The 13,421-nt window shown below is 41.1% G+C and carries 13 protein-coding genes; 6 read left to right on the top strand and 7 right to left on the bottom strand.

Features of this window, described 5'->3' with window-relative positions:
* Positions 1 to 27: 27 nt before the first annotated feature.
* Positions 28 to 384, bottom strand: a complete 357-nt coding sequence (locus QV280_RS14275; RefSeq protein WP_152820616.1) for an NADH:ubiquinone oxidoreductase — start codon at positions 382 to 384, stop codon at positions 28 to 30.
* A 548-nt stretch (positions 385 to 932) separates the two neighbouring features.
* Between QV280_RS14275 and QV280_RS14270 the strand changes: the two genes are divergently transcribed.
* Positions 933 to 2,165 carry an L-lactate MFS transporter gene (locus tag QV280_RS14270; protein ID WP_023403539.1) on the top strand — a complete coding sequence of 411 codons (1,233 nt, stop codon included), beginning with the start codon at positions 933 to 935 and terminating at the stop codon, positions 2,163 to 2,165.
* Between the two features lie 307 nt (positions 2,166 to 2,472).
* The gene (locus QV280_RS14265) at positions 2,473 to 2,709 is read left to right on the top strand and encodes a hypothetical protein (protein ID WP_023403538.1); all 237 of its coding nucleotides are present in this window, start codon (positions 2,473 to 2,475) and stop codon (positions 2,707 to 2,709) included.
* 133 nt (positions 2,710 to 2,842) lie between these two features.
* Here QV280_RS14265 and QV280_RS14260 read toward each other — a convergent pair whose 3' ends face one another.
* Positions 2,843 to 3,322, bottom strand: coding sequence for a zinc ribbon domain-containing protein (locus QV280_RS14260; protein ID WP_216643774.1), 480 nt, complete (start codon positions 3,320 to 3,322; stop codon positions 2,843 to 2,845).
* Between the two features lie 310 nt (positions 3,323 to 3,632).
* Between QV280_RS14260 and QV280_RS14255 the strand changes: the two genes are divergently transcribed.
* On the top strand, positions 3,633 to 5,003 hold the full coding sequence (locus tag QV280_RS14255; RefSeq protein ID WP_152820614.1) for a hypothetical protein: 1,371 nt from the start codon (positions 3,633 to 3,635) through the stop codon (positions 5,001 to 5,003).
* Positions 5,004 to 5,332: 329 nt separating this feature from the next.
* Here the strand turns inward: QV280_RS14255 and dbpA are convergent, their stop codons facing one another.
* Positions 5,333 to 6,712: an ATP-dependent RNA helicase DbpA gene (dbpA, locus tag QV280_RS14250; RefSeq protein ID WP_023403535.1), complete on the bottom strand. Its 1,380-nt coding sequence runs from the start codon at positions 6,710 to 6,712 to the stop codon at positions 5,333 to 5,335.
* 681 nt (positions 6,713 to 7,393) lie between these two features.
* On the opposite strand from dbpA, the gene QV280_RS14245 reads away from it, so the two are divergent.
* Both QV280_RS14245 and QV280_RS14240 read left to right on the top strand, forming a co-directional pair.
* Entirely contained in the window at positions 7,394 to 8,317 is a 924-nt protein-coding gene (locus tag QV280_RS14245; protein ID WP_152820612.1) for a porin, read from the top strand.
* Between the two features lie 190 nt (positions 8,318 to 8,507).
* Positions 8,508 to 9,128 (top strand): glutaredoxin domain-containing protein, encoded by a 621-nt coding sequence (locus tag QV280_RS14240; protein ID WP_023403533.1) that lies wholly within the window; start codon positions 8,508 to 8,510, stop codon positions 9,126 to 9,128.
* Between the two features lie 87 nt (positions 9,129 to 9,215).
* Here the strand turns inward: QV280_RS14240 and QV280_RS14235 are convergent, their stop codons facing one another.
* The 3 genes from QV280_RS14235 to QV280_RS14225 all read right to left on the bottom strand — a co-directional run bounded on the left by QV280_RS14235 (position 9,216) and on the right by QV280_RS14225 (position 11,728).
* Positions 9,216 to 9,563: a hypothetical protein gene (locus tag QV280_RS14235; protein WP_023403532.1), complete on the bottom strand. Its 348-nt coding sequence runs from the start codon at positions 9,561 to 9,563 to the stop codon at positions 9,216 to 9,218.
* Positions 9,564 to 9,577: 14 nt separating this feature from the next.
* Positions 9,578 to 10,891, bottom strand: a complete 1,314-nt coding sequence (locus QV280_RS14230) for a peptidoglycan DD-metalloendopeptidase family protein (protein ID WP_174375516.1) — start codon at positions 10,889 to 10,891, stop codon at positions 9,578 to 9,580.
* Between the two features lie 213 nt (positions 10,892 to 11,104).
* Positions 11,105 to 11,728, bottom strand: a complete 624-nt coding sequence (locus QV280_RS14225) for a hypothetical protein (protein ID WP_152820610.1) — start codon at positions 11,726 to 11,728, stop codon at positions 11,105 to 11,107.
* A 488-nt stretch (positions 11,729 to 12,216) separates the two neighbouring features.
* Between QV280_RS14225 and QV280_RS14220 the strand changes: the two genes are divergently transcribed.
* Positions 12,217 to 12,459: a hypothetical protein gene (locus tag QV280_RS14220; RefSeq protein WP_023403529.1), complete on the top strand. Its 243-nt coding sequence runs from the start codon at positions 12,217 to 12,219 to the stop codon at positions 12,457 to 12,459.
* Between the two features lie 61 nt (positions 12,460 to 12,520).
* Here the strand turns inward: QV280_RS14220 and malG are convergent, their stop codons facing one another.
* Positions 12,521 to 13,411: a maltose ABC transporter permease MalG gene (gene malG / locus QV280_RS14215; protein ID WP_021713423.1), complete on the bottom strand. Its 891-nt coding sequence runs from the start codon at positions 13,409 to 13,411 to the stop codon at positions 12,521 to 12,523.
* Between the last annotated feature and the right edge of the window lie 10 nt (positions 13,412 to 13,421).

Below are 13,421 nucleotides of genomic sequence, written 5' to 3'. Positions count from 1 at the left end.
GTCACTGCGTCTGCAATTAAGACGTTGTTATTGTTGTCCTAGGCCCAACTTACGATTAGTACTTTTATCCTTAAAATAGAAGTAGACGTAGGTTGTTGCAATTGCAAAAAACAAATATGAAAGTGAGAAGATCAGCGGAGAAGTAATAAGGCCTGCTTTAACCCCCATAATGGTAGACACCACCGTTATGGTCAGTTTGCATAACATCCCCATCAACAACAAAAATACCGCCAGTTGTGGCCAGCGAGACGAACGAAATGCCAACCAAAAACAGGCGCCCACTGCCAGAGATGCAGTGCTCAATCCATATAAAAATGATGTTAAGTGTTCAGCAGAAGCGGCACCCGCCGAAACAGAAATAAAGAGTAGTAAAAATATTTTCATATAGAACCTCACTAAAGCTTAGTAAAGTGACCTTTCATATTTGGAATCTAAGTTTTCATTGCATTCTGACGGAAAACTACACGATTGCAATCGTTAATTTTTAACGCTGTTTCATATAAATCATTGAAATCCACGTCATTTTCACAAGTTATTAACATGGTAACATTGTTGTAAATCAAGAAATCCTTGTTTTTATTTAAAACGCCTTGAAATGCTAAATAAATCACACTAATTGTTAATAAATGGTTATCGAAAACTATTTTCTATAAATGTTTCCTACCTCACATTTGGGGTGAAACACAAGTTCCAGAGCAAACGATTGCTCGATAAAACGTAAGCAAATCTTTCAATTTTCCTCCAAATCAAAACACCCACAAATACACTGCAAAATTATTTTCCATTTTTGGTAAAAAGAGATTTAAATCAAAAATAACTTGTGTACAATTCGCGCAACTCGCACTTAGAAATGTTGATAAAACTAAAGTATTTTTGAACGTTTCCAATAATTAACCTAACTTACCTAGCCAAAATGGCACTGAGAAAAAACGATGAAAAAGATCGATAAAGCGATGCGCATCCTAATAGCAGGATTCTGTATCAACCTTTGTTTAGGCATCCTTTATGCTTGGAGTATCTTCAACAAAGCTCTAGTTACCGATCACGGCTGGAACGCAGCAGATGCATCACAACCTTATGCCATTGCGACAATAACTTTCTCCATTGCTCTTTTAGTCGCAGGTATTTTGCAAGATAGAATGGGCCCACGAACGATTCTAATGCTTGGCGCAACGCTTACTGGTTTAGGCATGATGGGTTCAAGCTTTGCTACTACCCCAGCGATGCTAAGCATGACCTTTGGTGTGGTTGCAGGTGCAGGCATCGGCTTTGGTTATGCGTGTCTTTCGCCTGCAGCAATGAAGTGGTTCCACTCATCGAAAAAAGGCTTAGTGAATGGCTTGATAGCGGCAGGTTTTGGTCTTGCGGCGGTTTATCTTGCGCCTCTAACATCGGCTCTTATCACCAATTACGGCATCGACCAGAGTTTTCTAATTTTAGGCATTGCAGTACTGGTTATCGCGGTACCTCTCGCGGCAACTATTACCAACCCTCCGGCGGACTATGTACCACAAGCGCCTAAAGTAAAAGCGGGTAAAGCGCCCATCGCGATTAAGCAAAATAGTGATATTTCATGGAAAGTGATGCTGAAAACACCGCAGTTTTACTCACTGTGGATCATGTACGCATTTGCTTCTGCAACTGGTCTTATGATCATTGGTAACATCACCACTATCGCTAGCGTGCAAGCTAACCTGCCTAATGCGGTTTACCTAGCCTCTATCTTGGCTATCTTTAACTCCGGCGGTCGTATTGGCGCGGGCATTTTATCTGACAAGATTGGCGGTCTGCGTACTCTATTTATCGCTTTTGCACTGCAAGGCATCAACATGGCTTTGTTTGCGACCTTCAAATCAGAAGCAGCGCTTATTTTAGGCACCGCAATTGCGGCAGTTGGCTACGGTACACTGCTTGCGGTATTCCCATCGATTACAGCGGAATATTACGGTCTGAAAAACTACGGTACTAACTATGGCGTATTGTATACAGCATGGGGCATTGGCGGTGCGATTGGCGCAGCGGTGGTCGGCTTCTCTATGACGCATGGCGAAGGTTACACTATTGCTTACACCATCTCTGCGGTAATGATGGCAATCTGTGTAGTGCTGTCTCTGGTTACGCGCCCTATTTCTGAAGAGAAATCTTTGCAACTTGCTACGGCTTAAGCCGGATTGCACATTAAAATTGATAGGCTCGCTTCGGCGGGCCTATTTTGTTACGAGCATTTGGATTCTACCTACCTATCCTAGTAATCAGCAGCTACTTCTTAATTAAATACTCTCTGCATCAACAAAAATCCACAACGAAAACATTGATATTCTTCACAAACAATTAGTGCATTTAGTTTCGTACATTGATCGCGATCAAACATACGCTCATTAAACGTAAGTATGTGATTTCAATCTATAAAAAACTTCTCAATATGAGCCATAGTAATCACAGGAAATCATTGCAATTCTTCAAGGAGTGAAGATGGAAGTTATTATTTATAATTGCAATAGGGGCGATGAAATAGAAAGGTTTCAGTTATCCCCCTACAAAATGGAAATGTTTTTAGAGCAGATGCATTGCGAAAGCCAATGTGATATTTGCGACAGCGGTGTATTGATTGAACTTTATTATGCCGGCCGATTAACCGTAGCCAAAAGAACTCGATTTACCGATTCGTTAAAGCGTACTCTTGAAGCGAGTAAAGCAGCGTTCGCCTAATTATTGGTATTAATAGATAGAAGGGATTTAACTCCCTTCTATGATGTTTGGTGATTATTAAAAGTCGGATTTAACGGATATTATAGTTAAAAATTAATCCTTACTGCTAATACCGTTGCATCACACTTTAATTTTAAGATTCAGAATATATTTTGATGGCTTCTATCGCATTATCTGCAAACACGACGCCTCTTTCTTTAAAGCCTTTCGCTTTCGCTCTGTCTATATTATCCGGCGTACCTGCTTTACTCACATCAAAGGCTATAATATCTTCACCGTTCACCATGATTTGATACTGATATCCTGGTTCTTCTTGATGACTAAAGTCGCTATCTGTATCCATTGAATCAAGCTTTGAACCGCAATGTTTACACAGTAGTGCTTCTGCTTTCACAAGTTCGGCGCACATTGGACATTTACGTAAATCACCACGACCAATCGCCTTTTCTTCAACTTTACTTTGTACAGGAGATGCAATCAAAGCGCCGATAAAACCTATAATCGGCGACAGCAATACTGCCAACAAAAAGAATCCAAACCCCGAACGCCCTTTACTAGACGCATACACACCACAAAAAATAGAAAGAACAAACCATCCAATAACCGTAAACACAGTACAACTCTCATAAATAGTTAATTGAAGTCCAATTCTATCAAAACAAGCGGGGTCAGGTCTTGAATTTTGCACCAACCATTTATTGCGTCAAACAGCACTTAGCACTTCCCGCGACACGTTATTGTGACGATCATCAAATATGAGAACATAGCTTCAACGGCTCCCATATTCTTGGTTTCATTTATAATTCAGCGCATATTATCAGCCTAAATGATTCCTTGCCGAAGATGGTTTTGCTGCAACGGATTACAGACTAGTGGAATATTAATGTACTACTTAGGCTAAATTCACAAATTATGGAGTGTTTATGAATCTATTCAAAACAACGGCTATTGTATCAAGTCTATTAATGCTGAGTGCGTGTAATAGCAATAATGATATTAACGCTGATAAACTTGTTCCTAAGTTATCGGCTAATGAGAAAAGCCAATTAAATAATTATATCGATACACAAAATGGTTTTGAGTTTAGTCATAACTCCCCTTTATATAATGCATTGGATAGCCTGTTCGCTCTTTCAACACAAAGCAAAATCACAATACAAAATATTAACCCTGGTATCACTCAAGGTCTTAGCATGACCCTTAAGCCTGGTGCATTTGCCAAGCTACCCACAAAAGGTAGCCAAACCAGTCTTACTTTTGATGCATCACGCGTCGTGACATTATCAGCAACAGGGGCACCAACTACACAGCAAGAAGAATGGCACTGCTACGGTTCAACACCTATGACTGTTGACGTTGATAGCCAAGGTATGACAATTAACGGCACATTGACTGAGTACCAATATCAATCGGGCTGTAAAACTAGCAACACAAAGATCATCTCTTATAATTTTAAGAATGCGCATCTAAATCCTAGCTTTATCTTCGATTCAGGAAGTGTTGAAGATCTGCTTAGCCAAAAAACGCTTGCTGGAAATCAACTATTACTAACAAGTATAGAAAGTGGCGTTGAGCAGGCCTTTGGTAAAGCATGGTTAGCACAATGGCAAGCAGGAACAGAAAGTGCTGGAAATGACTTTTTGAAACTAGACGATGGACGTATCAAGTACCAACACATTCCTGCAAGCATGGTTGATTACAATACATTAGATAACTCAAAATTACTTGCCGGCACAGTGTTTGGTGGTCAACCAGGTAGTGGCATTGCCAGTGCTAAATGGTGTCGTATTGTGAATATTCCAAAAGGTTTAGACCTAAATAGCCAAAAAGTTCAGACGATGATCGCTGTCAACTGTGCACGTTCTATAAAACGATACTGCGAAGGTGAAGGCACTAATTTCCCTGCAGGAATGCAACCAGCAACTTCTCCAGTAGCATGGAGTGATACGGTATATAACTTGGCAATGGATAATACCAACCTTCAGAAAAGCAACAATAAGCAAGGTCACTTTGAACAACATGGTCAAACGCAAAATGCATTCTCTGTAACCCCGCAAGGTGCAAGCCCATTCTCTGGCACACTTAAGGCCGTTTATGGTTATACAGCAGTGAAGGATGCGAGCCCTGTAAGCCCTACGTTCAACAACGCCGGTGCAAATAGCTTCGCTGGACATGCTGGACATTGTCAAAATGAAATGGCTGATTGGGTAATGACTACCGGTCTATCATTTAAGCAAGTGACTCAAAATAAAGTAACTGGAATTGACTTCTTAACGCAAAACTTCGCTAAGTAATAAGAAAAGTTAAACACATTATTATTAAGCCTCAACAATTGGTTGACCATTGTTGAGGCTTTTTTAATTTACACATTCATCTTTCCTCCTCGATCACTGTAACCTAATCGCCAATCTACATAGCATTTAATTCATTGCCATCACCTAACAGTGATGCAAATTTCAAGACCTGACCCCGCTTTTCTGACCCCGCTTTTCTCAAATCCATGTCAAAAAAAAACGCCTGATGAAAACATCAGACGTTCTATTTAGGTATTCAATCTATAACCTAAACACCACCGACAAACAGCGGTGCAAATTTCAAGACCTGACCCCGCACCTTTCTTTAGCTAGGAAAGGATTCTGGCGCGGAATTTGCGGCCTTTCATTTTGCCGTTTTCTAGTTTTTTGTGGGCGATTTTTGCTATTGATTTATCTACTGCTACGTATGAGCGCATGTCGAATAGGTTGATTTTGCCTACCTTTTTGCCGTCGATGCCGTCGCCACTGGTGAGAGCGCCTAGGATGTCGCCTGCTCTTACTTTTTGTTTTTTGCCGCCAGAGATTTCAATGGTCACCATGCTTGGTTGCACTGAGGCTGTAGCCGTCGCTTTTGGTAATGGTTCCGCAGAAATCTCTGTGTTCATGTACTCATCGATAAGCGCCACGCGGTGGTATTCATTTTCACTAAACAGACTGCAGGCTACACCCTTGCTGCCGGCACGACCGGTACGGCCAATGCGGTGTACGTGAACTTCTGGATCGCGTGATAGCTGGTAGTTAACAACTGCATCTAGGTTTTCTACGTCTAATCCCCGAGCCGCAACATCTGTGGCCACTAAGATAGAAACGCTTTTGTTGGAAAACTGAACCAAAGTTTGGTTGCGCTCTCTTTGCTCAAGGTCGCCGTGTAAATCGATAACGCTAAAGCCTTTGTAATGCAACTCATCTGCCACTTCTTGAACTTCACGCTTAGTGTTACAAAAAACCACTGCAGACTCAGGTTGATACGCTAACAGAATGGTTTCCAGCGCTTTCAGGCGTTGATCATTGTTTTCTACTTTATAAAAGTGTTGAGTAATGCTGCTTTTATCATGGGTTGATTCCACTTTAACTAGCTGCGGATCTTGCATGATGCGAGAAGCCACTTGTTGAATTTTTTCAGGGAAAGTGGCGCTAAATAGCAAGGTTTGACGCTGTTTTGGCGCTTCTGCGATGATAGCGTCTAGCGCATCTTGGAAACCCATGTCTAACATACGATCCGCTTCATCTAATACTAAGGTATTCAGCTCAGCTAGGTTGATGCGCCCTCTTTCTAGGTGATCCAAAATACGGCCTGGTGTCCCCACCAAAATATGAGCGCCGTGTTCAAGTGAGCCAATTTGCGGCCCCATAGGAACGCCACCACAAAGAGTCAATACTTTAATATTGTGGATGGTGCGCGCTAATCTACGGATCTCTTTGGCTACTTGGTCAGCCAACTCGCGCGTTGGACACAATACTAAAGACTGAACACGAAATCGCTTCACGTTAAGGTTAGTCAGTAAGCTCAAACCAAATGCAGCTGTTTTACCTGAACCTGTTTTACCCTGACCAATCACATCTTTACCGTTTAGCATTAGCGGTAAGCTTTGTGCTTGAATTGGGGTCATCTCGGAATACTCCATCGACGCCAAATTATCAAGCAATGGCTGAGATAAAGGTAACTTAGAAAATTTATTGTCGCTCAAGGGAGATTCCTTTTGTAGATTAAGGGTTGGCAGGTATTGCAAGGTTGATGACCCTAAAGGGTAGACACGCTAATTGCAAGTGAAACTCGGTAACTGAGCCCAAGTTTAAAGGGTCTAACCGTAAAGAGATACACAAGATTGCGGTTTTCTGATCTGCAATATCAACCGCTGTTGCTCATTACTTGATGAAACCACTACAAATATAAGCTTTCACCTATACGCTCACAATTGAATAAGCACATCTTTATTTTTATATATCGCTTAAATATCCCCCACACTACAGCCGATCTAGATCACATTTCCCATTAATAATTAGAGCTAGCTCTCAATCTATTTTGGCACAAATGAAATCCCACTATTTTCTATTTTGCTTCGCTAAAGCTCCTCAATTTCCGAAAAACACCCCTACCAATAAATACTACTTAATGACTACTTTTCAATAACTTACAAAGAGCTATTCACATTTGAAAACAATTCTTATGCCTTAAAATTCCTTATAAATCAAATGGTTAATAATTATTCAATTCATCATTTCGTCATCAAAGCGTCACTGCTCATTCATATTTGAGTCATTAGACATTCATATTCCGAATCTAAATTAGCGGCAAATCAAACGGGCATCAGCTCGAAAAAATAACTCCTGAGTAACAACTCAAACTTTATAAAATAGGAAATTTCAAAATGAAAAAGGCAGCACTAACTACCGCGATTCTAGCTTTAATGGCTTCAGGTTCTGCAGCAGCGGCAACTGTATACAAAGATGATGCTTCTGAGCTAAAAATTGGCGGTCGTGCGGAAGCTCGTTTCAACATTTCTGACAACAACGAATCTACGGCTAACAGCACTTTCGAAGATAAGTCTCGTGCTCGTTTAAACATCGTTGGTAAAACTCAAATCAACGAAGATTTTTACGGTTTTGGTAAGTATGAAGCTCAATTTGATACTGATGCAGACATCACTAACCGCTACGTTTTCGCAGGTATCGGCACTAACATCGGTGAGTTCTCTTACGGTAAGCAAGACACAGCTCAAGTTATGCTAACTGACGTTACTGATGTAATGGCAACATTTGGCGCAGACGCAGCTGACATCGTTTCTGGTAACAAAGACAAACGTACTAACAACTTCCTATACGCTGGTGAGTTCGGCGGTTTTGACATCCAAGCTAACTACCTAGCAAACGACGAAAAAGACGCTGACAGCTACGGCGCAGCAGCTATGTACTCTTTTGACTTCGGTCTAGCGCTAGGTCTTGGTTACGTTGCTCAAGCAAACGGCAACGATGACGACAGCCAAATCAACTTTGCAGCTGAGTACTCAATTGCAGATTTCACTCTAGGCGGTTTCTACGCACTAGGTTCTGTAGCTGACGAAGACGTAAACGCATTTGAAGTTTCTGCAGTTTACAAACTAGACAAGTGGACATTCGCAGCAGTATACAACTACCAAGACGTTGAAAGTGTTGACGACGCAACTGTTGATAACGCAGCAATCGAAGCGGTTTACAAGTTCAACGGCAACCTTCGCACTTACGCTGGCTACAAGTTTGAGCAAGTTGAAGGTGACGACGACCAAATCCAAGCGGGTATCCGTTACGATTTCTAATATTGGTTAACGCCTAATCTTCTGATTAGACAAACTGAATATGCTATTGACCGAGCCTTGTGCTCGGTCTTTTTGTTTATGGCTGACAAACTGTTCATGCTAATTTTTTGTATAAATTACACAATAGATGAAAGGTTTTTTGATGAACTATGTTCTACTTTATTAATAGATCTACAAAAGGAACAGTAGCATGAGCAAACCCATTAAAATCACCCTGTATCGTTGGGGAGGCAGTTGGGGCCCTTTTAAAGTCAATATCCCTTGTGGCGAATGTACTCTCACTAAAGACATTCTCAAAGATACCTTCGACAATGAACTCAAAGACGTGCCTATTGAGCTCGAAGTAAAAGATTGGCTATCGCATTGGTGGGAGCCTTTAAAAATGGGCGCATGGCATGCACCCATTTTAGTAGTTGAAGGTAAAGTGATCAGCCAAGGCGAAGCATTAAACCGAGGCGTGTTGGTACAATCGGTCATCGCTCACTGGACCAAACAAGACGATCTAAAAGGCAACATCGTTTTTGGCAAAGCCACCTGCCCTTACTGCGTCAAGGCGAAAGCATTACTGGATAAAGCCGGGATCTCATACACCTATTTTGATGTAGTGAAAGACAGCGCCGCCCTATATCGAATGATCCCAGAGGTTAAAGCTCACATTGGACAAAAAACACCCGTCACTGTTCCGCAAATCTGGATGGATGGGCAATATATTGGGGGCGCTGATAACCTAGAGAAATGGCTACCCAGTGCAAGTAATACTGTACTGCCGGATAATGTGGTCGATATTCCAGCGCGAACAGGCAGTGATTAACCCCTGTCATTCCTAAAACAAAAAAATCCGCCACTTCAACTTTCAAGAGGCGGATTTTTAACTATGACGATTTAATATAGCGTCTGCTTATTTTCTTTTTGGCTGCTGATAAGTTTTACCGGCCATTTTGTACGTATCGCTCTGCTTTACGTCAAAGTAGGCATCAAAGAACCAAGCAACAAAACGAATCACATGTTCATCAGTATTCATGACATGTTCTACAAACTCTTGCAGATCATCACCTTCTTGCTGAGTCGTTACATGATAAACACGTTGTTCGCCTTCTACTTCAGCAACCGCAAACTGCCCTTTTAAAGATAAAGCCACTTCGGATACTTCTTCATACTCGCACTCTTGCAGTAGTTGCAAAGCTTGTGGAAGATCGTCACATTGACTTGCAAGCATTACCAGTTGGGTAAATTCGCTTTGGTTCATTTACTATACCTAAATTAAAGAGACTCTTGAGGCTTATTATTCTGTGAATCATGCTGACTCGCAAGCAATACTTCCTCTTCTTTCATCATCTGAATCAAATTATCACGACGCGCAGCAAACTTAGTCATCTCATTTTTTGGCACAGATTCTGCCATTGGGATTTTTGCGGTAATCGGATCAACAGGGCGATTACGGATCAATAGTTCATAATGAAGGTGTGGCCCTGTAATACGTCCAGTAGCGCCAGACAATGCAATGCGCTCACCGCGTTTAACTTGCTGCCCTTTTTTCACCAATATACGGCTAAGGTGCAAATATCGTGTTTTATAGATAGAGCCGTGCTCTAACACAACGTACTTACCCGCATATGGATGGTTACGAATCATGATCACTTTACCATCACCCGTAGCCAATACAGGAGTGCCAACAGGTGCACGGAAGTCTGTACCATTATGAGGAGATAATCTTCCCGTTACAGGGTGGCGTCGTTTTGGATTAAACGGTGACGTCACGTGGTGGTTGGCTTCTGGGTAGCGCATAAAAGCACGTTGCAGACTTTCGCCATTTTCATCATAAAACTGACCATCAGTATGAAGAAATGCACTAATGGTGCGGCCACGATTAAATATTTTAACGGCTTCAATTTCGCGACTGCCAGTTTCGACTCCATCGACTGTTTGCACTTTATGCACCACAGAAAATTTGTCACCCGCACGCAGTTCACGAGCAAAATTCAGTTTGTCTTTCATTAAGGTCGTAATGGTGCGAATTTCATTAATGCTCAAGCCTAGTTTATGCGCTGATTTAGAAAAACTGCCATAAACCGTACCCACTAATGCAGTGGTATCCCATTGGCCTTTAACTGAAATATCTTTAAAAGCATAAGCACCATTTTTAACCCGAGAATATTGCACTCTATCGGCGGGGTTAAATTTCAGCTGCATTTTTTCCAATACACCGGATTTGTCATTTACCCAAAATAGCAGTTGGTTACCAGGGCTTAGGGTATCTAATGCTAGATGGTTAAGATCTTCTTCCATTATGCTCAATAAACTTGCATAAGAGATGCCTAGCTTGGAGAAAATCACACTGAGGTTATCACCATTTTTAATGGTGTAGCTATAAGTAGGGATAGACGCGTAAGCGTTATGTTCAACTTTCGTTTCGGGAGCTGGCGCGGCAGTGCTTTGGATATTTAGAGGTACAAATTTTCGCTCATCTGTGTTGTGAGACAACACCAGACTTACCACTAACACTAAAAGAAAAATCAACCCTCCCTTTTTGATTCTGGACCGAGATTGTTGATTAAGTTGATTTAGCTTTAACACCGAAGTACCTACTGAAAATATAATTGAACACGCTATAACCCATAGAATCTTATGTAAATTCTAGCCTGTTCATTGTAAAAATTGATGAGCTTAAATGAGCTCGCATTCGTTAATTAACTTAACTCAATATTGATGAATAGATTTAATGGCAGTCGTATACTCTTTCCAGTGCTGGCTGTTAGTAAATGTTTGAGCCACTTTACACAAAAAAGTTCAATTCTTGCGTTCAAAAAGTCGACTGTCAGAAAGCGTAAACCTTCTCGTAATCAATTGGTTAGGTTTTTCTGCCATAGATTGGCTGAGGCTGTGTTGTTTAAAACTAAGCTCGACCGTATTCTGTTTATAAACTAAAGATTCAATTTCGATGCGATCACCTAAGAACAACTCTTGAGCGATAGAATAGTGGCCTTGATGCTTTTGATTTACATCCAAATAATAAAATGCGCCACTTCCTGAAGTTCGAACAACAGACGGAACCAACCACAATTGAGGGTTTGTTCTATTTTGTTTGATTTCACATAACCAATGAGTATTCAGTAACAGCTTACTTTTTACTTGGTTATAGACATAATCAGATTCATATAGGTAAGGGTCTTGAATACCTCGATGAAACTGTACGCTAGATTGAATGGTGACATCGTTGAGCGCGCCGGGTTTTACCACCAGAGATTTAGGCAGGTTAAATTGAGAATGATCACAACGACTGTCTAAATGTACTTCACTTACTTTGTACAGCTTGGAGCTATGTTTTAAGTCATGTTTAGTATATGAATCTGCGTTTGCGACTCCCGCCATCAATACAGAGCCCATCAGTGCGACTTTCAAAATATTTAACATGTGACTTAACCAATCTGTGTTCTAAGCCATATGCATCTAAACAAGGCTTTCGCTGCGCGTATTCTAACAAGCTATATCTATTTTTATAACAGAGTTTTGTCAATCTTTGATTGCATATACCACAAACAGCAATACAGTGTTTAACTACATTGCTTAAGTTTTTGATTCACAATCAAATTGCTTATGTTCTTCTTCAACAAGCCTGCGATCCCTCTGCCAATCCGACTTATTATTTAGTGTGTTTTCTCGTCAAAAAATAATGAATTGTGATTCATAGTTAAATATTCATATGAATACATAAGAATGAAACTTAACTGTAATCATATTTTCATTTAACTCTGTTTAAATCTGCCATCAGCATAGGAGTAAGGGATTAACGCATTGGATTCTAAAACTTAGACAACCAAACATAAAGCCCTTGAATCACATTATTACAAGATCATGCCTCACGGATCGCTTCTATAAAAAGACATAAGTTAAGAGATAACATGCACGAGATAAAACTAGGAATTGATGTCATAAAGGATAAAAAAGCCGTCGAGTATCAATGGGTAAGAACCATGTACGTTGAAGGCTATTCGAATGAACGCATTGATCACTACATCAATGAATGCTTTGGGGGCGATCCTGTCTTCTCTCACTTATTTAGAAAAGTCGCTCTGCATCAAGAAAGCGTATACGTACTGATGCGGCACTTAGGGCATGCACCATCCAATATTGAAAATATTTAAGCCATTAAAAAAGGAAGCTTTGCAGCTTCCTTTTTCATTTTAGAGTAAGCAATAAATCCGCTTAGCCTTTCACACCACCGGAAGTTAAGCCGCCAACCAACCAACGCTGTGCCAATAAGAACACAATCGTAATCGGCAGTGCTGACAATACAGCGGCTGCAGCAAAATCGCCCCATAGGTAGTTTTGCGGGTAAAGATATTGTTGCATACCTACCGCTAGCGTATACGAGTTCACATCCGAAAGTAGCAATGATGCCACTGGCACTTCACCCACAACGCCGATGAAAGATAGGATAAACACCACTGCCAAAATTGGCACAGACAGAGGTAACAATACCAAACGGAAGGCTTGCCAAGGGGTTGCACCATCCAATGCTGCCGCCTCTTCCAACGAATTATCAATCGTTTCAAAGTAACCTTTAATGGTCCAAACGTGCAGCGCTATACCACCAAGGTACGAGAAGATAAGGCCGCCATGGGTATTTAGCCCCAAGAATGGAATGTACTGACCTAATTTATCAAACAGTGCATAGATAGCCACCAACGCCAACACCGCAGGGAACATTTGGAAAATCATCATCGCTTTTAAGATGGTGTTTTTGCCTTTAAAGCGCATGCGAGCAAACGCATATGCTGAGGTGGTAGACAGCGCCACAATCAAAATTGAAGTAATGCCTGCAACTTTCACTGAGTTCCATAACCATAACAACACAGGGAACGGTGGCGGTGTCACGCTACCATCAGCGTGGGTCACAGATAAACCAAGCGCTAACTTCCAATGCTCTAAAGAGGGATTATCAGGAATCAAGCTACCTGTTGCAAAGTTACCTTCTCGAAATGAAATGGCGATAACCATCAACAAAGGGAAGATAATCAACGACAAGAAGATCCACAGAGCAATATGCGTTGCCCAAACACGGTATTTAAGGTTTTTGCCTTGTACCATAGCCATTGTTATTGCT

The sequence above is a fragment of the Vibrio sp. B1Z05 genome (genome assembly GCF_052955985.1).
This window is presented reverse-complemented; position numbering and strand designations above follow the sequence as displayed.

Excerpts from the sequence above, each read along its gene's own strand:
- QV280_RS14245 (WP_152820612.1), top strand. The coding sequence starts at position 7,394 with ATGAAAAAGGCAGCACTAACTACCGCGATTCTAGCTTTAATGGCTTCA.
- malG (WP_021713423.1), bottom strand. The coding sequence starts at position 13,411 with ATGGCTATGGTACAAGGCAAAAACCTTAAATACCGTGTTTGGGCAACG.
- QV280_RS14220 (WP_023403529.1), top strand. The coding sequence starts at position 12,217 with ATGCACGAGATAAAACTAGGAATTGATGTCATAAAGGATAAAAAAGCC.
- QV280_RS14235 (WP_023403532.1), bottom strand. The coding sequence starts at position 9,563 with ATGAACCAAAGCGAATTTACCCAACTGGTAATGCTTGCAAGTCAATGT.
- QV280_RS14240 (WP_023403533.1), top strand. The coding sequence starts at position 8,508 with ATGAGCAAACCCATTAAAATCACCCTGTATCGTTGGGGAGGCAGTTGG.
- QV280_RS14275 (WP_152820616.1), bottom strand. The coding sequence starts at position 384 with ATGAAAATATTTTTACTACTCTTTATTTCTGTTTCGGCGGGTGCCGCT.
- QV280_RS14225 (WP_152820610.1), bottom strand. The coding sequence starts at position 11,728 with ATGTTAAATATTTTGAAAGTCGCACTGATGGGCTCTGTATTGATGGCG.
- QV280_RS14255 (WP_152820614.1), top strand. The coding sequence starts at position 3,633 with ATGAATCTATTCAAAACAACGGCTATTGTATCAAGTCTATTAATGCTG.
- QV280_RS14265 (WP_023403538.1), top strand. The coding sequence starts at position 2,473 with ATGGAAGTTATTATTTATAATTGCAATAGGGGCGATGAAATAGAAAGG.
- QV280_RS14270 (WP_023403539.1), top strand. The coding sequence starts at position 933 with ATGAAAAAGATCGATAAAGCGATGCGCATCCTAATAGCAGGATTCTGT.